The organism is Nocardia sp. NPDC004718 (genome assembly GCF_053601535.1).
In genome coordinates this window covers 1-22,912 of the sequence record NZ_JBSGCA010000020.1, presented here as the reverse complement: position 1 = coordinate 22,912, position 22,912 = coordinate 1, and the positions used below count along the sequence as shown (strand labels likewise).

Genomic DNA, 22,912 nt, shown 5'->3' with positions numbered 1-22,912 from the left:
CCGTGGACTACCTGGTCAATATTCTCTACATTTTCGCGTTCTCGCTGTTCATCTACGGTCTGATGGGCCTGACCGGCCCGAAGACCGCGGTGCGCGGCAACTGGATCGCGGCAACCGGCATGGGTATCGCGGTGGGCGCGACCCTGATCTCGATGCGCGACACCGGCAACTGGATCCTCATCATCGCCGGACTCGTCGTCGGTGTGGTGCTGGGTGTGCCGCCGGCCGAATTCACCAAGATGACCGAGATGCCGCAACTTGTCGCGGCATTCAACGGGGTGGGCGGTGGCACCGTCGCGCTTATCGCGTGGGCCGAATTCCTCGACACCACCGGTTTCTCCGCGTTCGAGCACGGTGAGGATCCCACCGTGCACATCGTGATCGGTTCGCTGTTCGCGGCCATCATCGGTTCGATCTCGTTCTGGGGTTCGCTCATCGCCTTCGGCAAATTGCAGGAGATCCTGCCCGGTCGTCCCATCGGGCTGGGCAAGCTGCAGCAGCCGCTGAATCTGCTGCTGCTCATCGGTGCCGTCGCGGCCGCGGTGTTCATCGGGCTGAAGGCCGGCGGCGGCGCGTCACAGCCGTGGATGATCGCGGTGCTGGTGCTCGCGGGCATCCTCGGCCTCATGGTGGTGCTGCCCATCGGCGGCGCCGACATGCCCGTGGTGATCTCACTGCTCAACGCGCTCACCGGACTGTCCGCCGCCGCGGCCGGTCTGGCGTTGAACAACACCGCCATGATCGTGGCGGGCATGATCGTCGGCGCGTCCGGCACCATCCTCACCAACCTCATGGCCAAGGCCATGAACCGCTCCATCCCGGCGATCGTGGCCGGTGGTTTCGGCGGCGGCGGTACCGCGCCCGGCGGTGGCGCCGGTGGCGAGCAGAAGCAGGCCAAGGCCACCTCGGCCGCCGACGCCGCGATCCAGATGGCCTACGCCAACCAGGTCATAGTGGTGCCCGGCTACGGTATGGCGGTCGCCCAGGCCCAGCACGCCGTCAAGGAGATGGCGGCCCTCCTGGAGGCCAAGGGTGTCGAGGTCAAGTACGCCATCCACCCGGTCGCGGGCCGGATGCCGGGGCATATGAACGTGCTGCTGGCCGAGGCCGAGGTCTCCTACGACGCCATGAAGGAGATGGACGACGTCAACGGCGAGTTCAACCGCACCGACGTGGCACTGGTCATCGGTGCCAACGACGTCACCAACCCGGCGGCGCGCGAGGATGCCGGCAGCCCGATCTACGGCATGCCGGTGCTCAACGTCGACCAGGCGAAGTCGGTGATCGTGCTCAAGCGGTCGATGAACTCCGGCTTCGCCGGAATCGACAACCCGCTGTTCTACGCCGACCACACCTCGATGCTGTTCGGCGACGCCAAGAAGTCCGTCGGTGCGGTCACCGAGGAACTCAAGACGCTGTAGTAGCGACTGTCCCGAACTCGCGCCGGCCGCGGCGCGACGTGCCGTCACCGTGTCCGCCCGCGGTGACGGCACAGCCCGTTCCCGAGCGGAGATGCACACCCTCTTTCCAAGGTCCTGACCTCGATGCCCGGCATCGCTCCATCGCTGCGGCAGCTCCATCCGCGGTGAGCACCCGGCCCGGTCCAGCAACAACAAGCTGAAACGGGCGCTGTTCCTGCCCGTATTCGCCGCCCTGCCAAGTTGCGATCTGAACCCGTCAGCCTTTCCTCACCCAGCGACCGGCGGTCGAGATTCGGCCCGGCGACCGGCCCGGAAAAGTCCGAGACACCGCCAGGGCGCCTTGGCATGCGCATTCGTCCACTGGCTCGACAGATCGGTGTCCGCCGCCTCCTGGGACGCTGTGACGAGGTTGGCTGGCGCCGCAGTAGTGGAACGCAACTGATCACCCTATGATGGAGGTATGAAGCACGAAGAGTTGTCCGAGGAGAACTGTGCGATCGCACGTTCATCTGCGGTGCTCGGCGAGCGCTGGATATGGCCGATCCTGCGTCAGGCGTTCAATGGCGCCAGACGTTTCGATGAGTTTCAGCGCGGCATCGGCCTGGCGCGCAACATCCTGACCGATCGACTGAACCTGCTCGTGGAAAACGGCATTCTCGAGCGCCGTGCCGATCCCGACGGCGGGGCACGTCAGCAGTACCGGCTGACCCCGAAGGGGCATGCCCTGTTCCCTGTCTACGTCGCCATGATGGAGTGGGGCAATCAGTGGACCGGATTGGTGGCACCGCCGGTGGATCTTTTGCACAAGCCGTGCGGACATCGCATGCACGCGCGTGTGGCGTGCTCGGAATGCGGCCAGGACATCAACGATCACGACACCGAGCCGGTAGTGGGCAAGGGGTTGTTCATCTACCGATAGATGAACAACCGCATCCTCGCCTATGCGCGCATCTCTTCCGTCACTGTGACTTCGGGCCGGCATCCGCGAGTGAGGGAAGTACGCTCCGGGCGACCTTGCCCGTGGGTGTCCGCGGCAGTTGGCTGGTGAAGATGAAGCGGCGCGGCGTTTTGTATGCCGCCAGATTTGCGCTGACATGGTTACGGAGTTCGGCCTCCGAGACCTGCGGTCCGGCAGAGACGATGAATGCGACGATCTCCTCGCCGACGCGATCGTCGGGCACCCCGACGACCGCGGACTCGGTCACGGCGGGATGATCTTGCAGTACGGACTCGACTTCGCCTGGGTAGACGTTGAATCCGCCGCGGATGATCAACTGCTTGAGCCGATCGACGACGTAGAGATGATTGTCGGCGTCCAACCTCCCCACATCTCCGGTATACAGCCACCCGTCGCGGATCGCGCGGTCGGTCGCGATCGGGTTACCCCAGTACCCCTTCATCACATTCGGCCCCCGGACCGCGATTTCCCCGACTTCACCGACCGGGACCTCACTCCCGTCGGGAGCGACGATCTTCACCTGAACGCCGGGAAGCACCGGGCCGACCGAACTGGTGCGCAGGGGCCGGTCCGTCCGGTTGTAGGCCACCGCCGGCGCGGCCTCGGTCAGGCCGTACCCCACAATGACCGGCACCCCGAATCGCTTCTCGGCCCAGACGCGCACAGCCTGCGGTAGAGCGGCGCCGGCCGTCGACAGGCGCTCGAGAGGGGTGGAGAACGTCAGGCCCGTCGAGTTGTGCATCAGCATCTGCAGATGCGTCGGTACGCCGACGAGGATGGTGATCTTACGCGCATCGATCAGCTCGGCCACACGACGCGCGTCGAACTTGGCCATGGGCCACACCGCCGCACCGGCGCGCAGGGCCAAGCCGAGCACGGTCAATCCCATGGTATGGAACGGCGGGAGAATGCCCGCGACAACATCGTCGGCAGCAGGGCCGAGTACGGCGGTTTCCCCCAGAACTTCAGCGTTGAAGAGCAGATTCCCATGCGTGAGTTCGGCCCCCTTGGGCGCGCCCGTGGTTCCCGAGGTGTAGAGGATGGCGGCGGTGTCCGAACTGCTCACTGCCACCTTGTCGGCGTGCGCAGGGTGACGGCGCAGTGTGCCGACATCGACGACGGAGATATCGGTTCCGTTCGTCCACTCGCCGCCCTCCGAGGTGGCGATCAATGTTTTCGCACCGGAGTCCCGAAGTTGATGGGCCGCCTCCCGGGCGGTGAGCGCAGGGTTCATCGGAACCGCTATGGCGCCGATGCCGAGCGCAGCGTAAAAGGCGACAGCGAAGTCCAGCGGATAGGCCTGACTGACAGCGACGCGGTCTCCCCGCTCGACGTTCAAAGCACGCAGCCCGCCGCGAGCGGCTGCGATCCGATCGGTCAGCTCCCCGTACGTGATCACCTCCTCGTCGGTGATGAATGCGGCCCGGTCGGCGCCGAGACCAGCACCGATGTCAACCAGATCTGCGAGATTGCTCATTTCACTCCCTTCGACACCGCGCGGCAGCAAGCCATCCACGGCCGACGTCAACCGTACAAATCCAAGTTGCACAACGCAACACTTTGCTGCAAAGCAAGCGGGTTGAACTGCGGGTTTACTCTCTGATCGTCAATCGGTAGTCGTCGCGAAGCGAAACTATATGGCGCCCGAAATCAAGGCGGCGCGGCAAGTCGACAGATCTCATCTCTCCTTCGAGGATCGCCTCGGACCCCTCGGCGAGATCCGCAGATGTGCCTTTCGACCAGGCATTTCAGTACTCCAGGACCGCATCGGCGATGCATCCGCATGACGAAGGATCCGCAGTCGGCACGCAGAAGCGGCGTCGCCGACCGGATCGGCGATGGTCTATGGGACGAGGAGAACCACGTCAACCACCTCATATCAGTTGCTTATTACAACCATCTTAACTTGAGCCGCTGAACTTCAATCGTTCGCCCTGGTCGGATTCAACCCCTCTGAACTGCCCATATGCCGTCGGTGCACCGACGTTGTGTCAGAAAGTTCGCGATTCGTCCACATTGAGTAGTGATATGAGACTATATTTCTCCGCATCTTCCCCAGGAGGTCTAGTGCGGAACAGAAGTTCGCCATCACTGCGCAATGGACGCGCCCCGGGCAAACCCGAGGATCGGGCGCCGACGTCCAGCGAGCAAGCGCCGATTCGTCGGCGCCACCCGATGATTGTCCATCGCACCGAGCCCGGTAGACGCGCCCGACAGGTCGACTCGGCGTGCACCGCGAGATACCCCGCACTCGATCCAGGCTCGCGTCGGCGGCCGGGGATCTCCTGAATCGTTCCCGCACGTCGGCCCAGGCCGGGCGGCATTCGTCATGCTCGTCGACTCATATTGTCGAACAGCATATTCAGCTGTCTCATGCCGATCGGCCAATGCGCTTCATCCCGAGCGTTCTCATCATCGAGGAATCTTCATGACCGAATCCAGACCGGAGCAATCCACCGAACTCACACCGCCGATGGCGGCTCACTGGGCCGCCCGCGCCGGTCTCCCACTCACCGCCGATCGCCACACCGTGGTCGCGGCCACCGCCGACCACATCCACTCCGTCATCACCGTGCTGCGTGAACTCGACTTCGGCGACACCCCACCCGCCCTCGCCTACCGCGCCCAGGAGGACAAGCACGATGCGGCCGTATGAACTCTCACTCACCGCGGCCGCCACCGCCATCGCGGCCGGGCAGTTGTCCCCCGTCGAGCTGGTGGGCTCCGTCCTCGAGCGTGTAGAACTGGTCGAACCGCGCCTGAACGCCTACGTCACCATCACGGCGGAGCGCGCCCGCAGTGCCGCCCAGCAAGCCGCGGAAGAGATCGCTGCGGGACATATTCGGGGCCCGCTGCACGGAATCCCCATGGGCCTCAAGGACCTGATCGATGTCGCCGGGGTGGCCACCACCGCGAGCTCCCGGGTCCGCGCCGACTACTGCGCCACAGCCGACAGCACCGTCGCCGAACGGCTACGGGCAGCCGGTGCGATCTTGATCGGTAAGACCCACACGCACGAGTTCGCCTATGGTGTGACCACGCCGCAAACCCGGAATGCCTGGAGCGCGGACAAAATCGCCGGTGGCTCCAGTGGCGGCTCCGCGGTCGCCGTCGCAGCCGGCGCCGCGACCTTCGCCCTGGGCACCGACACCGGTGGATCGATTCGGGTGCCCGCCGCTCTCAACGGCGTGGTGGGTCTCAAGCCGACGTATGGACTGATCCCGCGGCACGGCGTCACCGCACTGTCGTGGTCGCTGGATCATGTCGGCCCGATCACGCGCACCACCCGCGATCAAGCCGTGGCCTTGGCCGCCATGGCCGGACACGACCCACGCGATCCAGCCTCCTTGGCCGATGCTCCCCGGCACTACCGGCTGGACGGGGCCGCGGATCTACGAGGTCTACTCATCGGCGTACCGCGCAACTACTACTTCGACCACATCGACGCCCAGGTGGAAGCCGCGGTCCGCCGCGCCATCGATCGCCTCGAATCGCTCGGCGCGGGCTTGGTGGAGGTCGAGATTCCAATGACGCGCTACATCCAGGCCACCCAATGGGGCTTGATGGTGCCCGAGGCGACCGCTTACCACGAACGAACCCTGCGGTCCGTTCCCCAGCTGTACCAGGAAGACGTGCGCATCCTGCTCGAGGCCGGCGAGCTCGTGCCAACCGGAGACTATCTGCGCGCCCAGCGCTCCCGCACTCTGATGCGGCGCGAATGGGCGCGGATTCTCGACACGGTCGACGCGATCGCCGCTCCGACGGTACCGGTCACCGCGGTGCCGGCGGGGCAGGACACGATCACCTGGCCGGACGGCACCGTGGAGGGCGTATCCGACGCCTACGTTCGTCTTTCGGCTCCCGCCGATATCACCGGGATTCCTTCCCTGTCCGTGCCCGTCGGCCATGACGTGTCCGGGATGCCGATCGGTATGCAATTGCTCGGACGGCCACTCAACGAGTCCACGTTGCTGCGGATCGGCAACGCCTACGAACAGACCGAAGAAGCGCGCACACTCGCACCGACTGCCTGAACAGCAGCGCGACGGTCCGCTGGATCCACGGCCCGGGAACACTAGTCGCGCCAGACGGGTGGCCGCTTCGCCAGGAAGGCCGCCATTCCTTCGCGGGCGCCGGGAAGTTGAGCGGCCGCGGCCATGACTTCCAAGGCGAGGGCGTAGGCATCTGCTTCGGGACGGTCGAGCTGGCGGTAGAGAGTGCGTTTGCCCAGTGCCTTGCTGGCGCGGCTGCCGCGGGTAGCTCGGGCGAGCAACTCGTCGACGGCGGTGTCCAGCTCGGCATCCGGCACCGCTCGGTTGATCAGGCCCCACTGTTCGGCGGTGCTGGCATCGATCGGGTCGCCGGTGAGGGCGAGTTCCATCAGTCGTTTGCGGCCGACGGCGCGGGCTACCGGCACCGCGGGGGTGTGGCAGAACCAGCCGCCCTTGCCGCCGGGCAGCGCGAAACCGGCCGATTCGGCGGCGACAGCCAGATCGCACGAGGCCACCAGTTGGCAGCCGGCGGCTGTGGCCAGACCTTGCACCCGAGCGATCACCACCTGCGGGACCGACTCGATGGTCGACATGAGCTCGGTGCACAGTGTGAGCAAATCTCGCACGCCGAGCAGGTCACGAGCGGCGACATCGGCGAAATCATGTCCTGCGGAGAACACCGGACCGTGCGCCCCGAGCACTATCCCGGTGGCGTCGGTCTCGCCGGCACCCCGGAAGGAGGCGAGCAGCTCGGCCAGATGTTCGCCGGACAGCGCATTGCGCCGCTCCGGCCGGTTCATCGTGATGCGCACTGTGTCGCCGTCCCGCGCGACCAGCACATGCCGATACTCCAAGGCGGTCATATATCCACCGTAGATCTCCACGGGCAACTACACGACGGTTCCGCAGTGCCGAACAGCCCCACGGCCGAGAGGCGATCGTGGCGGTGGGCTGATCCCGGCGCGGTGACGGCTCAAACCGCGCTCGGCTATCGCGATGTCCACGCTCGTCAACGTTGGTAACACCGCACAATGATCGGATGATTGTGGGGACCGACGGCTCATGTTCAGCTCGATGCCAACTGGCGGTCGGGCTCGGACGGTACGCATCGCTGGTGAGAATGCACCGCAGTACCCGAAGCGCGCTCGTCATGGTCGCCGTGTGCGCGACCGCCGTTCTGTCCGCTTGCTCGTCGTCGAACTCGGAGGCGGGCTTCACCGCCGCCAAGGACCAGCCATTGGTGATCTCGCTGGATGATCTGCTGGCCGCGACCGGCGGCAGCGCCGCGGTCGGGATCGCCGATCCGCAGCACGGCACGATCACCCGTCGCACCGACGGCGCGGTGGTGTACACCCCTGCGGCCGGATACACCGGTTCCGACAGCATCACCGTGACCACCACCGACGCCGTGAAGCTGTTCACCACCGACATCCCGCCGCTCGGTGACTTCGGTGGCGTGAGTCTGCAGGGCAGCGGGTACGGGTCGGCGTTCACGCCGGTGCCCGGATCGACCGACGAGTTCTACGGTCTCACCGACCGCGGTCCGAACGTGGACGGCAAGGGCAAGAACGAGAAGCTGACGCCGATACCGGCTTTCACGCCCACCATCGCGAAATTCAAGTTGGTCGGCACCAAGGCGGTGCTGGAAAGCACCATTCCCCTGAAGAACTCGGCGGGCCAGCCGTTCAACGGCCTGGTCGACACCTCCGCAAGCACCGGCGAGACCATCCGCGATCTCAACGGCACCGTCCTGCCGCCGACCGATCACGGCATCGACAGCGAGGGCCTGGTCGCGATGCCCGACGGCAGCTTCTGGGTGTCCGACGAGTACGGGCCGTTCGTCGTGCACTTCGACGCCAACGGCACCGAGCTCGAGCGGCTCGCACCGGGACGCGGTCTGCCCAAAGAGCTTTCGCTGCGCACCCCGAACCAGGGTATGGAGGGACTCACCATCACGCCGGATGGCAGCACACTTGTCGGCATCATGCAGAGTGCACTGAACGAGCCAGGTGTCACGTCGGCGCGTGAGGTGCCCATGACCCGGATCGTCACTGTGGATCTGAAGACCCGGGACGTCAAGGAATTCGTATATCCGCTGGAGAATCCGAAGCAGAAGCTCGCGGTCTCCGAGATCACGGCGCTGAGCGACACCACCTTCCTGGTCGACGAACGCGACGGCAACAAATCGCCCAAGGCCGACAAGAAGCTGTGGACCGTCGACATCACCGGCGCTACCGACATCGGCCCGCAGGCGAAATTCCAGCATGCGCAATACGATCCACAGCTCGGCCTGCTGGTCGACGGCAAGCCGCTGGAACTCCTCGTCGGTGCCGTGCCCACTGCCGAAGGCATCGCCACGCTGCGGAAGGCGGGTGTCACCCCCGTCGCCAAGAAGTCCGACCTGGACCTCGGCGGTTTGCTGGACGGCCTGAACGCCGACGGCAAGTTCTTCGGCCACGACAAGATCGAAGGCGTCGCCACCCGTGACGGCGGCAAGACCCTGTATATCGCCGACGACAGCGACTTCGGCATCGAGGCCGCCACCGGTGACCAGCCGCCGTTCGGACTGAAAGCCAAGCTTCTCGCCAACGGCGCCCAGGACACGGGTGAGGTGCTGATGGTCGACACCACCAAGCTGCCCGCCGAGACGCGGACGCGGACGATCACGATCACCGTGAAGTAGCGGACGGACCGCGCGATATCCCGTGCGCGCCCCCGACCGCTCGGCCGGCTGGGCGCATTGACATGACGGACATCATGCGAGAATGTAGTTCACATGATGGTCGACATGCCAAGTTCTCCCTCCGGGGAGGGGCGGCGAGCGCGACAGAAACGAGAGTCGTTGACGCGCATCCTCGATGCGAGCGCCGCTCGGCTGCGAGCGGATGGTCCCGATGGCGGCGCTATCGGGAAGGTCATGCAGGACGCGGGCCTGACGCACGGAGCCTTCTACTCACATTTCGCGAGTAAGGACGATCTGGCCATCGCGGCCTTTCGGCACGGGCTTGCCGAAAGCCGGCCGCGTTGGATCGGCAAGACACGCGACGCGTCCTGGGGCGCCCGCGCGGCCCGCCTCGCGCGCGGCTATCTCAACCGGACCCACCGCGACGAGCGGGCGGATTCGTGCGCGTTCTCCGCGATCGGATCCGACGCCGCGCGCATGCCCGCCGAGTTCCGGACAGCCTACGAGGAGGAACTGCGCAAGACCCTCAACGCGATGGGCGGCCGTCGGGTGGACGATCCGCAGGAGCACGAACTCTATGACGAAGCCATCGCGACCCTGGCCTTGTGTATCGGCGGACTCGTGCTGTCACGGGCCGTCGAATCCGAGTCCTTCTCGTCGCGGATTCTGCGTGTGTGCCGGAATGCGGCGGCGCGGATGGGCGCCGCGGTCGATGAACGCGCCGAGCGCGGACACGGGGCAGAGGTATGAGTTACCGGACTGCCGCAGCGGCATAGATTGGCCTCCAACAGGACACCTACGTATCAGGAGACCCTGTAATGCCATATAGTACAGCGCCTTTCGCGGCGAAGAAATTTTCGGATGTTCGTGGACTGCGCATGGCCTACATCGATGAGGGGCAGGGCGACGCCATTGTCTTTCAACACGGCAACCCCACATCGTCGTATCTGTGGCGCAATGTCATGCCGCATTGTGAGGGGCTGGGACGGTTGATCGCCTGCGACCTCATCGGCATGGGTGATTCCAGCAAGCTCCCCGATTCCGGTCCCGACCGATACACCTATGCCGAGCACCGTGAGTATCTTTTCGATCTGTGGGATGCGCTCGATCTCGGCGACAATATCGTGCTGGTCCTCCACGACTGGGGATCGGCTTTGGGATTCGATTGGGCAAACCAGCACCGCGACCGTGTCCGGGCAATCGTTTACATGGAAAGCATCGTCATGCCGGTGACGTGGGAACAGTGGCCCGAAGGCGCACGGGGCGTGTTCCAGGGTTTCCGGTCGCCTGCCGGTGAGGGAATGGTGCTCCAGAAGAATATCTTCGTCGAGCGGGTTCTCCCCGGTTCGGTACTGCGGGCGCTGAGCGACGCGGAGATGGCGGAATATCGGCGGCCGTTCGCGTCGCCGGGCGAGGATCGGCGGCCCACTCTGAGCTGGCCTCGCCAGATCCCGATCGAAGGGGAGCCGAAAGACGTCGTCGAGGTGGTCGAGGTGGTCGAGGACTACGGACGATGGCTGAGCACCAGCGATGTTCCGAAGTTGTTCGTCAACGCGGAACCGGGCTCCATTCTCACCGGACCGCAACGCGAGTTCTGTCGCACCTCGCCCAATCAGCGCGAAACGACCGTCGCGGGGTCACATTTCATCCAGGAAGATAGCCCTGATGAGATCGGTACTGCCATAGCGGAATTCGTCAAAGAAGTACGCTACTGAAGGTGCGTGAGTCGCAGTGGCGACAGCGACTTCTGAGGTGAGACCGGGCCGGTCGGAAAGCGTATGTCCAGCAGCCGCGCCGGTCCGGTGCCGTCACGGATCCCGGTGAGGTCGATCATCGTTCGGTGGCGCTGGTCCTGTCAGACGCGGTCGTGGAGAGTGACCTGATAGCCGTCGGGGTCGGCGAAGGTGAATGTCCGACCGAAGGGGCCGTCGATCGGTGCGGAGACGATGGTGTGACCGTCGGCGACCAGAGCATCGTGAATGGCCTGGACGTCTGTGGCGTGGAGCCAGATCGCGGCACCGATGCCGGGCTGAGCGACGGATGCGAGATCGGTGCCGGGAACGACGTCGCGGAGTGCGAACGCGATCGGCTTCGTCTCGAAGACGACGGCGTGTGGAGGTCCGGCCTGCGAGCGGACCAGGCCGAGGTACTGCTCGTAGAACGCCTGCGAAGCGGCCAGGTCGCGCGCTTGGAGCGAGATGAAGTCGGGGCCGGTAACGGGCATGATGATCTCCTCATTCTGTGTCAGGTCTCTGACATGGGTCAATCTATGTCAGACTACTGACATGAGTCGAGACGGTGTGGGCGTCGACCTGGAAACGTCGCTGGGCTACCTGCTGAAAGAGGCGTCGAGCGCCCTGCGCGTAGCCATGGAGGAGGTGCTGCGGCCACTCGGGATGAGCGTGACGCACTACTCCTGCCTCGAGCTGCTGGCGCAACGACCGGGCCTGTCGAACTCCGAGCTCGCGCGGGGCGCGTTCGTGACACGGCAGACGATGAACGTGCTACTCCAAGCCCTGGAACGAGACGGCTATGTGACCAGGCCCGCAAAGGCACCCGTCGGAAAGGCTCTTCCCACACGGCTCACGCCCCGCGGACGACGAAGCCTCGAGAAGGCGACCGTAGCGGTCCGGTCCGTCGAGGTCAGAATGCTCGCCGGCCTGACCGAGACCGAGCAGTCCAACGCGTTGGGGATCCTGCGGAGCATGATCCATTCCCTGCGCGATGGCAGCGACGGTGCATAGCTCGTTCCCCGGCGCCCGTCTCGTCGCGCTCGGATAGCAGTGCAGCCGAGCGTGAAAATCCCGTGCGGGCGACCTCGAAAACCGACGACCCGACTGCACCCTCTTCTGCGATGAGCCGTCAATTGTTATCGCGGCATTCGCTGGCGGTCAGTGCGTGGCGTAGTGCGGCGCTGCTTTGGTAGCCGACCATCGGCGCGATCTTGGTGAGGGGAAAGTCGGTGGTGCGCTGGAGGTGGCGGGCGCGTTCGGCGCGAATGTGTTGCACGAGGGTATTGGGGCTGGTGCCCAGTTGTTGCCGGACGTGACGCTCCAGAGTGCGACGGGTGGTCCCGATCGCGGTGGCGGCGTCGGAAATCGAGATGGGCTCGGTCAGATGTGCGCGAATCCAGTTTTCGAAGTCGGTGATGAGCCGGTCGGTGCTGGAGAGATAGCCGAGGGCGGATTCGATACTGCGGGAGGGACGTTCATCGATGAGCAGAGTCGCGGCCGTGAAGTCGGCGAGTTGTGAACTCGCCCGAGCCACGAGGTTGATCGCGAGATCGATGTGGGCGAACGCGGCGCCCGCGGTGGTGATGTGCCCGTCTTGGACGACCATTCGGGTCATGTCGAGATCGACGCGCGGGTAGCGGCGCTGGAATTCGGTGGTGAGCCACCAGCTGGTGGTGGCGCGGCGTCCGTTGAGGATGCCCGCCTCCGCCAGCAGCAGTGTGCCGGTGCAGGCGGCGGCTAGTTGACGGCCTTCGTCCGCCCAGTCGCGTAGCTGCGTGCGCAGCCGATGTATGTCGGGGCGCAGGAGGGCGTCGATCACGCCGGGTGGGCTGTTGGCGCCGATGGCGGGAATGACGAGGATGTCGAGATCGCCCATGCGGGCATCATCGAAGGTGAAGTCGATCGGGACCAGCAGGCCGCCCTGCGTGGGCATCGGTGCCGGGGTCGCCGCGATTGTGCAGACGGAAATCGCCGGAATATTCCGGTCGACTCGTTCTCGTGCGGCTTCGGCGGTACGCAGGACGTCCAAGACGGTGGTCAGGCCGGAGTCCCAGCCGCCGGCGATCGCGGCAACCCCGATCTTCATGTCGCAAAGTGTAGCCGTTTTGTCGCAATCATTAGTTTTGTCGTCAATAGTGTCGCGGCCATGACAACGAATACCGCATTGATGGTCACCTTCACCACCGCCGAGGGCAAAGCGGACGCCTTCGCCGAACTCCTCGAACGCGCCCGTCCCTTGATCGAAGCCGAAGCCGGGACGACGGTGTGGCTGGCCGGACGGTCGGCCACGGAACCGTCGACGTTCTTCCTCGTCGACGTGTTCGCCTCGCCGGAGGAGCAGAAGGCGCACATGGCGGGCGCGGCCGCAGCACTGATTCTGGGTGAGGGCAGCGATCTGCTCGCCCAGCCACCGACGGTGTCACCGCTGTCGGTGGTCGCGGTCAAGAACGGCGCGGCGTAACTTCATGCGAGCCACGTATTTGTACGGCCCCGGCGACGTTCGCGTCATCGATGTCCCCGACCCGGTCATCCACGACGCCACCGACGCCATCGTCCGCGTGGTGCGCGCGTGCGTGTGCGGGACGGATCTGCACCCCTACCATTCCATGGCTCCGACACCTCGGGGCAGTTCCATGGGCCACGAGTTCGTCGGCGTGGTCGAAGACATCGGCGGCGACGTGCGCACCGTGAAGAAGCGTGACCTGGTCATCGCGCCGTTCGTATGGTCGGACGGCACCTGCGATTACTGCCGCGAAGGTCTGCACACCTCGTGCAGGCACGGTGGTTACTGGAACGCGGGCGGCGTCGGCGGCGGGCAGGCGGAGGCGGTGCGGGTCCCGTTCGCCGACGGCACGCTCGTTCCGGTCTGCGTCGAGGAGAACTCACCGCTGATCCCGTCACTGCTGACGCTGTCCGACGTCTACGGCACCGGCTACCACGCCGTTCGTGCAGCACGCGTCAGCGCCGAGACGACGGTCACCGTGATCGGCGACGGCGCTGTCGGGCTCTTGGCCGTGCTGTCCGCCCGACAGCTCGGCGCCCGGCGGGTAGTCCTGATGGGCCGCCACAAGGACCGCACCGACGTGGGCCGCGAATTCGGCGCCACCGAGGTCGTCGCCGAGCGCGGCGAGGAAGGCATCGCCGCCGTCCGTGAGCTGACCGGGGGGGGCGGCACCCACGTCGTCATCGAAGCCGTCGGTCATATGCCCGCTTACCAGCCGTCGGCGTCGTCCGCCCGGGCGGTGTGATCAGCCGGGTGGGTGTCCCGCAATACCAGAACGCCCCGATCGGGTTCGGCAGTCTGTTCGGCCCCAATATCACTCTCACCGGAGGGCCCGCGCCGGTCCGCGCCTACATCGACATCCTGCTGCCGGGCGTCCTGGACGGCAGGGTGGAGCCCGGCAAGGTCTTCGACCGCGAAGCCGGCCTCGACCAGATCGCCGAGGCCTACCGCGCCATGGATTCCCGCGATGCGCTCGAGGTGCTCGTCCGACCCTGAACAGGGGGCCGAGCCGGACTCCGTTGTCGCCGACCATGTCGCAAACGGTGGCCGTGATGCCGCATCAGGTATCCGGGCGCTCCGTAGCGTCGGCCGCGACGACGAAATCGGTCGTCGTCGATATCCCGAACGGAGAACCTCATGAAGGCACAGGTAGATTCTCGGCCATATTGTTTCCGGCGGCTCGGAACTTTCCGCGCCGCCGGACAGTCCGCTGGCTCGCGCACGGACTGCTCGCATTTCCGAACACACGAGTCGATGGTGAAACAGGCCGTGTCGACGGTGGTCTCGGCATGACCGAGAATCTGCGGCCAAGTGCGGTCCTCACCGTCGAGCGGCGCGGGCATGTCTTGTTGATGGGCCTCAATCGCCCTGCCAAACGCAATGCGTTCGACATGGAGTTGCTGCGTGCGCTCGGAAATGCCTACTACGTCCTGGAAACGGACGACGACCTGCGGTGCGGTGTCCTGTACGGCCACGGCGCGAATTTCACCGGCGGGCTCGATCTGGCCGATGTGCTGCCGCAGATCATCGACAGCAGCGTCGATTGGGCCGAGGACGAGTTGAATCCGGTGTCCACCACCGGACCGGCGCGCACGACTCCGGTCGTGGCGGCCGTGCACGGATGGTCCATGACCATTGGTATCGAACTGCTGCTCGCCGCGGACGTGCGCATCGCCGCCGCCGACGCTCAGTTCGCGCAGATGGAAGTGCAGCGCGGTATCTTTCCCCTCGGTGGCGCGACCTACCGGCTTCCGCGCGAGGCGGGATGGGGCAACGCGATGCGCTGGCTGCTCACCGGAGATCCGTTCGACGCGAACGAAGCACTGCGCCTCGGGCTCGTCCAAGAGGTGGTCGAGCCCGGCCGTCAACTCGAGCGTGCGCTCGAGCTGGCGGAACGGATCAGCGAGCAAGCGCCGCTCGGTATCGAGGCGACCATGGCTTCGACGCGGCGCGCGATAAACGACGGCGAGGTCGTCGCGGGCGAAGCCATCCGTGCGGACCTGCGGCGTCTGGTCACCAGTGAGGACGCCAGGGAAGGCATGCTGTCGTTCCTGGAGCGGCGACCGGCACGATTCACCGGGCGATAACAAGCGGATGCCGGGGCCGAATTCGCAGTTGGGAAACGCAATGCTATGCCATCTGACAGTTGATTTTCGGCCTCGGCACCGTTCGTCCGACATGGATCACTCGTGGCCGCGATGCCGCTCCCGTCTCGTCGGGGCGTTCGTCAACCGTGCTCACATTTCCTCGATGCCGCTGCTGGATCCGCGAACGCAGACGGGTTTGTATCCGGACGTCGGTATCGCCTGGTCGGCGCTGTCGAACGGAATCACGTCGGTGATGATCAGTTCCGGATGCAGGCGGCCGCTGGACAGCAGATTGAGCACCGCGGGCATGTGCGAGCGGGCGTTGCTGAGCGCGCTATTGAAATGGATCCCTTTCATGTGCATCGCGGGCAGCGGCAGCCCGATGTCGCTGAAATAGAACGAGCTGCTTTCGACATAACCGCCCGGTGCTGTCGCCAGGATCGCGTTGCGCAAGGCACGGACCGATCCACTGGAGTGGTTGAGGGCGATCTGGTACTCGTGGGCGCTGGGCTCGAACTCTTCGGGAGCACTGGTCCTGGCGCCCAGTTCGGCGGCGATGCGACGCCGGTCCGGGTCTGGGTCGACATAGTGCACGACACGAGCGCCGCAGGCACGCGCGACGTCGGCGCTGTAGAGGCCGATCGTGCCCCCGCTCATCACCAGGACATCGGCGCCGGGGTCGCTGCGCAGATGCGGAACCACCGAGCGCCAGGCGTCCGCGAGGTTGTCGCCGACCGAAACAGCTTGGATGGCAGTGACATTCGGCGGCAGCGGTAGCAGCGCATAGCTCGCGAACGGGACTCGCACGAGGTCGGAGAACAGTCCGCCGTATCCGCCGCCGAACGGGATTCCGTATGCCGCCACACCGTGGGCGGCGGTGGCTCGGCAGTAGAGCGGCAGGTCCGCGCGGCACCGGTCGCAGTCGCCGCAGGACACATGGTAGGGGATCGCGACCAGGTCACCGGGGGCGATACCGGTGACCGCGTCCCCGACCTCCACGACCTCGCCGACGCATTCATGACCGATGGCGAACGGGGCGTCGACACCCGGGAGGGGCACCGCGCCGCGGATCACTCGCTGATCCAGATCGCAGGTCGAGACCGCGATGGGCCGGACCAGCGCGTCGGTCCGGCTTCGGATCACCGGCTCGGGTTCGTCGCGCCATTCCAACCCCCCGGCTCCGTTGTAGTAGAGCACTCGCATGCGTCGCAGCTTTCTTCTCGGTCCGGCGCCAGTGCCGGACTTGGGGTGTGTCATTCGGTCATGCTTGATGAGTGATGATCGGCGGATGCTCGGCGTCGACGGGTGTCGTCGCCGTGGCGTCGTGTGTGCGCTCGCCGAAATACAGCAGTTCCCAGACGGTTCGGCCGTCGAGACTGTCGGTGTGACCGTCGCTGGTGTGCGTCAGCGTCACGTCGCCGAGGAAGCGGTGGTAGGCGCCGTACTCGCCGAAGTCCAGCCGGAAGATGTCGTCGAGGTAGGTGAAGGTGACGGTGTAGGTCGTGCCCGCTTCTTCGATCGTGTACCGCAGCCGCTTGTCGAACGGCACGCCGCTGTCGGGATGTACGGCGGTGTCGTCCGCGGCGACCTCGATGCCTTCCGCGCCCACTCTGGCGGCCACGATCTCGCCTGCCTTGACGATCAGCAGTACGGGGACCGTCACGCCGCCGTACTGATCATCAGCGACGAACGCCAGCGTCACGATCGTGTAGTCGCCGAGCAATGCTCGACCCCAATACCAGTGGTCGAGGATCTTTCGTGGTGCGATGTTGCCCCAGTTGTGGTCGTGGTAGCCCAGTCCCGTCGATCGCACGACCTCGTCGTCCACGGTCAGAACGGCGTCGACGGCGCCCCTCGCCACCACCGGCAACCAGGCGATGTAGTGCTCTTCGTTCTCGCCGAAGAAGAGCAGCCCCGATTCGGGCCGCCACGGTGGCACCTGCGGGCTCAGCGTGAGGTCGACGGTCACTTCATCGATCTCGACATGAATGGTGTAGCCCCCGGGGCCACCGCGGAAGACGTTGGCGCCGATCCGCACGTCGCAGCCGGCGGTGGCGGCTTGGAAGGCGTCCGGTGACTCGATGCAGGTCTTCTGAATTCGTGTTCCGTCCGGGCGCGTCAACGTCAGCAACACGAACGGAGTCAGCGGCGCCTTGGGGGAGACATACGGCGGCTTGGTGTGGAACTCGACCGTGAGGGTCGAACCATCCTCCAAATGCGCGTCGCAGTACCACCATTCGAATGTCCCGTCGGCAGCGCCGGTGCGGAGGCCGTCCTCCCAGGGCTCGATCACGCCGGGCGTGAGACCCAACCGCTGGTAGTGGCTGGGGCTGTTGCCAATGACAGCTTTCATCGGTGTTCCTCACCTTTGATGACTCGAACGACTCGGTTGGCGTGGCGGTGACACTGGTGTCCGGGGGGTCTTGCTTCGGACTCGACCAGCGGCAGGGAGCGTGCGAGCCTTGAGCGCACACCTCGCCCGATGGTTAAGGAGTTGAGTATTTGTGTTCCCGTTGCCACGTTCGCGACGCTAGCCATCGACATGGCAAAGATTGCGACAATGGAACGAACGTTTGCGACATCATGGGCATTTGCCCTGCGGAATCAGTGCCGCTGCACGACTGTTGAGCGTGCCCGGGCGCGATGTGCGCCGCCGCGCGAAACGTTGATCTCGACGCCATGGCCTGTGAAGCATGTAGTAAGAATGTTGACTATGGCGCGTCGGGTAGACACCTGGAACAGGCCGCCATGGCAGTGCGGCACCGCTACGCCGCTGAATTCGCCCCGCCCGAGCGCATCGGCCGCGATATGGAGAAGAAACCAGATGAGTCAGACTTACTTTCAGGTGATCGCCCACTACCACGTGCAGCCGGAGCAGTTGACGACCGTCCTCGAACTGCTCGCCCGGTTGCGCGCCGCCAGCCGCCGAGAACCGGCCAACCTGGCGTACGACTATTTCCAAAATGCCGACGACCCAACGCACCTGGTGATCCTCGAGCGTTACACCGATGCCGAGGGCTTCGCCGCCCACCGCGAATACGACCACTTCCGGACTCTGGGAATCGACGGAATCATTCCGCGACTGGATCGCAGGCAGGTCGACACCTACCCGGTCGTCGCGGCCGGCTGAGACTGCTGCCGCGGGCCGGTCACCGGCGCGCCCGAACGCGGAATACCCGCCTACCTGGCAATGATCGCGTTACCAGGTAGGCGGGTATTCCGCGTCAGCGGCCGGTGAACTCCGGCTCGTCTTCGGCGAGGAAGGCCTCGACGGCCATGTGCGGGTCAGGCCGGCTGTACGACGGTGTCGGGCCTCGGTGTCTTGCGGGCGAGAGCCTGGAGCGCCTCGTCGTACTGGGCCTTGAAGCGAGCCACCAAGTCCGCGACGGTGAGGTTTTCCTTGATCGCGCCGATGCCTTGTCCGGCGCCCCAGATGTCCCGCCATGCCTTGGCGCTCGCATTGCCGCCGGAGCCGAAATTCATGACGGAAGGGTCGGAATGGGGGAGGTTGTCCGGGTCCAAGCCGGCGGCGACGATACTGCCGCGCAGATAGTTGCCATGAACGCCGGTGAACAAGTTGCTGTACACGATGTCCTTGGCCCGGGAGTCGACGATCATCTGCTTGTATTCCGCAGCAGCTATCGCCTCGGCGGTCGAAAGGAATGCCGAACCGATATAGGCGAGGTCAGCGCCTGCGGCCTGCGCGGCGAGGATGGAACGGCCGTGGGCGATCGCGCCGGACAACAGCACCGGGCCGTCGAACCACTCCCGGATCTCCTGAACGAGCGCGAACGGCGACTGCGTTCCGGCGTGGCCGCCTGCGCCGGCAGCGACGGCGATGATGCCGTCCGCGCCCTTTTCGATTGCCTTCCGAGCGAACTCGTCGCTGATCACGTCGTGCAGGACGATTCCGCCGTAGGAGTGGACGGCGTCGTTGATCTCCGGGCGTGCGCCCAGAGAGGTGATCACGATAGGCACGCGGTGCTGCACGATCACGTCCATGTCGTGTTCGAGGCGGTCGTTGGTCCGGTGGACGATCTGGTTGACGGCGAACGGCGCGACGGTGGCGTCCGGGTTCGCCGCCGCGAACGACGCGTTTTCCTCGGTGATGCGGTCCAGCCAGTCCGCCAGCAGTGATGCCGGACGTGCGTTCAGCGCGGGAAAGGATCCGATCACCCCGGCCTGGCACTGAGCGATCACGAGTTCGGGTCCGGAGGAGATGAACATCGGCGAGCCCACGATGGGCAGGGTGAGGCGACCGGACAGAGCGGCGGGTAAGGCCATGATGACGTCCTTCGAGGAGTTCTGAAGCGTTGACTCGCGGCGATTCGGGCCGCATGGCGCTGCGTTACGACGAAGCTATCGACGCACCCCGCATTCATGCAATAAGTTGCAAAAACATGTGTGGCCGATCACATGCCCGGGGGTCCCGCGCACGGCCTTCGCCGCGGATATTCCGGATTCAGGTCGCGGGACCAACGCGCTCGACGCTCTCTAACATGGGGCCGTGGCACTGCAGTTCGCGATCCTCACCGCGTTGACCGAACGGGCCTCGACCGGCATCGAGCTCGCTCGGCGCTTCGACCGCGCCTTCGGATACTTCTGGTCGGCCACCCATCAGCAGATCTATCGCGAATTGGATCGGCTCAGCGGTGGCGGTTTGGTCGCCGAGGTTTCGCAGCCACAGGCGCCGGGACGTGGTCAGCCGAAGCGTTTCTCGATCACGCCTGCGGGCACCGCTGCGCTTCGCCGTTGGGTGTGCGAGGTCGACGAGCCGCCGCAGCAGCGAGAAACGCTGCTGATCAGGTTGCGAGCAGCGGCCGCCACCGGGGACTTCGAAGGTGTCCGCGAGGTGGTCGCGCACCACCTCGCGGTGCACGAGAAGACGTTCGCGACCTATCGGGAGATCGAGGCACGTGATTTTCCGGCTGTCGGCGACGATGCCGGCGCGATGAGGCATCTGATCCTGAAGGCCGGTCTCGGGACCGAACGTGCCTGGGTCGACTGGTGCCGGGAAGTCATCGAAGCCCTCGATGCCATGCAGACGCCGAGCGAATCGCGCTCGACCTGAGCCTTCGCCGTCGTCCGATCGCGACGCGAACCATCACCCACAAGTCGGCGGCCGGTTCCGGCCGACAATCCCTGCCGTGCGCCGCCGATTGCGGCCTGAAGGCGCTGAAAGCCTCGCGCCGACCGAGCTGTGGCCGCCCAACCATGCGCGGCGGCCTAACGCTACCGGCGAAGTTCGGGGTCACGGCTTGGGTCCGATGGATGGCCGTCCAGAGCGGGAGCGGCCGCGTGGCCGTCACCAAGTGCATGGTCTATCTATGAAACCGATATTCTCGCTGCATGAGGCGTACATCCTTCGCGCGGTGGCCATGCTCCGTCGCGCGCACGATGGATCTGCTCGGTGATTGGTGGACCCCGCTGGTGATGCGTGAGGCCTTCTATGGAGTACGCCGTTTCGAGGACTTCCAGCAGCAGTTGGGCATCGCGCGCAATACCCTCAGCAGCCGTTTGCGTCGTCTGGTGGACGAAGGCTTGCTCGAGAAACGGCCGTATCAGGTCGAGCCGACCTGGTACGAGTACGTGCTCACCGAGAAGGGCGCCGACTTCTGGAGAGTGTTGCTGGCGATTTCGAGCTGGGGTGATCGCTGGCTCGCCGACGAATCGGGTCCGCCGGTGCTCGTGCAGCACACCGCGTGCGGTCATGACACACAGGTCAAGGTGGTCTGCGAGCACTGTGAACAGCCCGTCCCGATCGAGGAATCCCGGCTGCGCATGGGCCCGGGCTACCCCGAACCTCTGCGTGAACGCCCCGACGTCGTGGAGCGCTTCGCGCGGCAAGAGTCGAAGTAACTGACGAAAGTTCACCGGGGCCGGTTTCAGGTCCCGAGGCGTAGCGGCACACCGAGTTGCTGGTCCACCGCCATCGTTCGCTTCGGTGCTCTGCTCTGCCGAAGGACGCCCCGAACGAGGCGGTACGCGCACCGTGGCCGCGTCTCTTGGCGAGCCGAATTCACCTGCCTTACCAGCGCTTATGTACATGTTGTGTGGCAGATCACATCGATAAATGGGGGCCGTCGGTATTGACCGCGGCCTGCCCGATCCCGCATCGTATGCGCTGAATAAGCGCTTAGTAAGTAGCTGGGAGGTTGGGCACATGCCCGAAGCCGTCATCGTCTCCGTCGCCCGGTCGCCGATCGGACGCGCCGTCAAGGGCTCGCTGAAGGACATGCGACCCGACGACTTGGCGGCGCAGATCGTCAAGGCCGCGCTGCAAAGGGTGCCCGCGCTCGATCCGGCCACGATCGACGACCTGATGCTCGGCTGCGGCCAGCCCGCGGGTGAATCGGGTTTCAATCTGGGGCGCGTGGTGGCGGTACTGGCCGGGCTTGATCGGGTGCCCGGTGTCACGGTCAATCGCTATTGTTCGTCGAGCCTGCAGACGACCCGGATGGCGCTGCACGCGATTCGAGCCGGTGAAGGTGATGTGTTCGTCTCGGCGGGCGTCGAGACCGTCAGCCGCTACAACAGCGGCAATGCCGATGGCCTGCCGGGCACCCAGAACTCCCTGTTCGAGGACGCGGTCGCGCGGACGTCGAAATTCGCTGCGGGAGGACAGGTTTGGTCGGACCCCCGCGAAGACGGAGCACTGCCCGACATCTACATCGCGATGGGGCAGACCGCCGAAAACGTCGCGCAGTTCGCGGGTGTCAGCCGCGCGGAGCAGGACGTCTTCGGCGTGCGTAGCCAGAACCTCGCCGAAATCGCGCTGTCGAATGGATTCTGGCAACGCGACATCACCCCGGTGACTCTGCCCGACGGCACGGTGGTGTCGGCCGATGACGGTCCGCGCCCGGGTGTGACGCTGGACGCGGTCGCGGCGTTGAAGCCGGTGTTCCGGCCGGACGGCACGGTCACCGCGGGCAATTGCTGTCCCCTCAACGACGGTGCCGCCGCGGTGGTCGTCATGTCGGATACCAAGGCGGCGGAACTCGGATTGACGCCACTCGCGCGCATCGTCTCCACCGGTGTCAGCGGCCTGTCGCCGGAGATCATGGGCTTGGGCCCGGTCGAGGCGTCGCGGCGCGCGCTGGCGAACGCGGGCATGACGATCGGCGACATCGACCTGGTCGAGATCAACGAAGCCTTCGCGGCGCAGGTCATCGCGTCCATGCGCGAGCTGGATATCGACCTCGACAAACTCAACGTCAACGGCGGCGCGATCGCCGTCGGCCATCCCTTCGGGATGACCGGTGCGCGGATCACCAGCACCCTCGTCAATTCGCTGCAGTTCCATGACAAACAGTTCGGCCTGGAGACCATGTGCGTCGGCGGGGGCCAGGGCATGGCCATGGTGCTCGAGCGGCTGTCCTGAGCGCGCTCCGCTGTCGTCCACCGGTTGCGCGTGGACCGTTGAGCATCTGTCCATCCCGAAGGACTCTCAATGACCATGTCAAGCCGCAGCAGCAACCGGGGCCGGGTTGCCGTGGGTGAACTCGCGTTGGTCGCGCAGCAGTGCCCACAACACG

Annotated in this window: 21 protein-coding genes and 1 pseudogene; 15 read left to right on the top strand and 7 right to left on the bottom strand. The window is 65.5% G+C overall.

Annotated elements, in window-relative coordinates; genetic code table 11:
• Positions 1 to 2: 2 nt before the first annotated feature.
• Together ACWEH3_RS17100 and ACWEH3_RS17095 are read left to right on the top strand one after the other, a co-directional pair.
• Positions 3 to 1,421, top strand: a complete 1,419-nt coding sequence (locus ACWEH3_RS17100; RefSeq protein ID WP_450017106.1) for an NAD(P)(+) transhydrogenase (Re/Si-specific) subunit beta — start codon at positions 3 to 5, stop codon at positions 1,419 to 1,421.
• 460 nt (positions 1,422 to 1,881) lie between these two features.
• The gene (locus ACWEH3_RS17095) at positions 1,882 to 2,340 is read left to right on the top strand and encodes a winged helix-turn-helix transcriptional regulator (protein ID WP_450017108.1); all 459 of its coding nucleotides are present in this window, start codon (positions 1,882 to 1,884) and stop codon (positions 2,338 to 2,340) included.
• Positions 2,341 to 2,380: 40 nt separating this feature from the next.
• On the opposite strand, the gene ACWEH3_RS17090 is transcribed toward ACWEH3_RS17095, so the two are convergent.
• On the bottom strand, positions 2,381 to 3,856 hold the full coding sequence (locus tag ACWEH3_RS17090) for a class I adenylate-forming enzyme family protein (protein WP_450017110.1): 1,476 nt from the start codon (positions 3,854 to 3,856) through the stop codon (positions 2,381 to 2,383).
• Positions 3,857 to 4,807: 951 nt separating this feature from the next.
• Between ACWEH3_RS17090 and ACWEH3_RS17085 the strand changes: the two genes are divergently transcribed.
• A complete protein-coding gene (locus ACWEH3_RS17085) occupies positions 4,808 to 5,035 on the top strand; it encodes a hypothetical protein (RefSeq protein WP_450017112.1) in 228 nt (75 codons plus the stop codon).
• Positions 5,022 to 6,413 (top strand): amidase, encoded by a 1,392-nt coding sequence (locus ACWEH3_RS17080; protein WP_450017114.1) that lies wholly within the window; start codon positions 5,022 to 5,024, stop codon positions 6,411 to 6,413. Before ACWEH3_RS17085 ends, ACWEH3_RS17080 begins: the two co-directional genes overlap by 14 nt.
• Before the next feature lie 41 nt (positions 6,414 to 6,454).
• Here the strand turns inward: ACWEH3_RS17080 and ACWEH3_RS17075 are convergent, their stop codons facing one another.
• Positions 6,455 to 7,234 carry an enoyl-CoA hydratase-related protein gene (locus tag ACWEH3_RS17075; RefSeq protein WP_450017116.1) on the bottom strand — a complete coding sequence of 260 codons (780 nt, stop codon included), beginning with the start codon at positions 7,232 to 7,234 and terminating at the stop codon, positions 6,455 to 6,457.
• Positions 7,235 to 7,491: 257 nt separating this feature from the next.
• On the opposite strand from ACWEH3_RS17075, the gene ACWEH3_RS17070 reads away from it, so the two are divergent.
• From ACWEH3_RS17070 to ACWEH3_RS17060, 3 genes are all read left to right on the top strand, one after another.
• On the top strand, positions 7,492 to 9,054 hold the full coding sequence (locus ACWEH3_RS17070; RefSeq protein ID WP_450017158.1) for an esterase-like activity of phytase family protein: 1,563 nt from the start codon (positions 7,492 to 7,494) through the stop codon (positions 9,052 to 9,054).
• Positions 9,055 to 9,213: 159 nt separating this feature from the next.
• Positions 9,214 to 9,804, top strand: a complete 591-nt coding sequence (locus ACWEH3_RS17065) for a TetR/AcrR family transcriptional regulator (protein WP_450017118.1) — start codon at positions 9,214 to 9,216, stop codon at positions 9,802 to 9,804.
• A gap of 68 nt (positions 9,805 to 9,872) precedes the next feature.
• A complete protein-coding gene (locus ACWEH3_RS17060; RefSeq protein WP_450017120.1) occupies positions 9,873 to 10,769 on the top strand; it encodes a haloalkane dehalogenase in 897 nt (298 codons plus the stop codon).
• A gap of 140 nt (positions 10,770 to 10,909) precedes the next feature.
• Here the strand turns inward: ACWEH3_RS17060 and ACWEH3_RS17055 are convergent, their stop codons facing one another.
• Complete coding sequence (locus ACWEH3_RS17055) at positions 10,910 to 11,278, bottom strand: VOC family protein (protein WP_356964272.1); 369 nt, start codon at positions 11,276 to 11,278, stop codon at positions 10,910 to 10,912.
• Positions 11,279 to 11,339: 61 nt separating this feature from the next.
• On the opposite strand from ACWEH3_RS17055, the gene ACWEH3_RS17050 reads away from it, so the two are divergent.
• On the top strand, positions 11,340 to 11,798 hold the full coding sequence (locus ACWEH3_RS17050) for a MarR family winged helix-turn-helix transcriptional regulator (RefSeq protein ID WP_450017122.1): 459 nt from the start codon (positions 11,340 to 11,342) through the stop codon (positions 11,796 to 11,798).
• Positions 11,799 to 11,916: 118 nt separating this feature from the next.
• Here the strand turns inward: ACWEH3_RS17050 and ACWEH3_RS17045 are convergent, their stop codons facing one another.
• The gene (locus ACWEH3_RS17045; RefSeq protein WP_450017124.1) at positions 11,917 to 12,873 is read right to left on the bottom strand and encodes a GlxA family transcriptional regulator; all 957 of its coding nucleotides are present in this window, start codon (positions 12,871 to 12,873) and stop codon (positions 11,917 to 11,919) included.
• 60 nt (positions 12,874 to 12,933) lie between these two features.
• On the opposite strand from ACWEH3_RS17045, the gene ACWEH3_RS17040 reads away from it, so the two are divergent.
• From ACWEH3_RS17040 to ACWEH3_RS17030, 3 genes and pseudogenes are all read left to right on the top strand, one after another.
• On the top strand, positions 12,934 to 13,248 hold the full coding sequence (locus ACWEH3_RS17040) for a putative quinol monooxygenase (RefSeq protein WP_379254368.1): 315 nt from the start codon (positions 12,934 to 12,936) through the stop codon (positions 13,246 to 13,248).
• A 4-nt stretch (positions 13,249 to 13,252) separates the two neighbouring features.
• Positions 13,253 to 14,286 (top strand): annotated as a pseudogene (locus tag ACWEH3_RS17035) (zinc-binding dehydrogenase).
• A gap of 293 nt (positions 14,287 to 14,579) precedes the next feature.
• Positions 14,580 to 15,377 carry a crotonase/enoyl-CoA hydratase family protein gene (locus ACWEH3_RS17030; RefSeq protein WP_450017127.1) on the top strand — a complete coding sequence of 266 codons (798 nt, stop codon included), beginning with the start codon at positions 14,580 to 14,582 and terminating at the stop codon, positions 15,375 to 15,377.
• A gap of 150 nt (positions 15,378 to 15,527) precedes the next feature.
• Here ACWEH3_RS17030 and ACWEH3_RS17025 read toward each other — a convergent pair whose 3' ends face one another.
• Together ACWEH3_RS17025 and ACWEH3_RS17020 are read right to left on the bottom strand one after the other, a co-directional pair.
• The gene (locus ACWEH3_RS17025) at positions 15,528 to 16,580 is read right to left on the bottom strand and encodes a zinc-dependent alcohol dehydrogenase (protein WP_450017129.1); all 1,053 of its coding nucleotides are present in this window, start codon (positions 16,578 to 16,580) and stop codon (positions 15,528 to 15,530) included.
• A 58-nt stretch (positions 16,581 to 16,638) separates the two neighbouring features.
• On the bottom strand, positions 16,639 to 17,730 hold the full coding sequence (locus ACWEH3_RS17020; protein WP_450017131.1) for a hypothetical protein: 1,092 nt from the start codon (positions 17,728 to 17,730) through the stop codon (positions 16,639 to 16,641).
• 471 nt (positions 17,731 to 18,201) lie between these two features.
• Here ACWEH3_RS17020 and ACWEH3_RS17015 point away from each other — a divergent pair, with 471 nt between their 5' ends.
• Positions 18,202 to 18,507 (top strand): putative quinol monooxygenase, encoded by a 306-nt coding sequence (locus ACWEH3_RS17015; protein ID WP_450017133.1) that lies wholly within the window; start codon positions 18,202 to 18,204, stop codon positions 18,505 to 18,507.
• Positions 18,508 to 18,662: 155 nt separating this feature from the next.
• Here the strand turns inward: ACWEH3_RS17015 and ACWEH3_RS17010 are convergent, their stop codons facing one another.
• A complete protein-coding gene (locus ACWEH3_RS17010; protein ID WP_450017135.1) occupies positions 18,663 to 19,661 on the bottom strand; it encodes an NAD(P)H-dependent flavin oxidoreductase in 999 nt (332 codons plus the stop codon).
• A 223-nt stretch (positions 19,662 to 19,884) separates the two neighbouring features.
• Here ACWEH3_RS17010 and ACWEH3_RS17005 point away from each other — a divergent pair, with 223 nt between their 5' ends.
• The 3 genes from ACWEH3_RS17005 (at position 19,885) to ACWEH3_RS16995 (ending at position 22,758) form a co-directional block, all read left to right on the top strand.
• Positions 19,885 to 20,448, top strand: a complete 564-nt coding sequence (locus ACWEH3_RS17005; RefSeq protein WP_450017137.1) for a PadR family transcriptional regulator — start codon at positions 19,885 to 19,887, stop codon at positions 20,446 to 20,448.
• 278 nt (positions 20,449 to 20,726) lie between these two features.
• On the top strand, positions 20,727 to 21,236 hold the full coding sequence (locus ACWEH3_RS17000; protein ID WP_450017139.1) for a winged helix-turn-helix transcriptional regulator: 510 nt from the start codon (positions 20,727 to 20,729) through the stop codon (positions 21,234 to 21,236).
• 304 nt (positions 21,237 to 21,540) lie between these two features.
• On the top strand, positions 21,541 to 22,758 hold the full coding sequence (locus tag ACWEH3_RS16995) for an acetyl-CoA C-acetyltransferase (protein WP_450017160.1): 1,218 nt from the start codon (positions 21,541 to 21,543) through the stop codon (positions 22,756 to 22,758).
• Positions 22,759 to 22,912 lie beyond the last annotated feature (154 nt).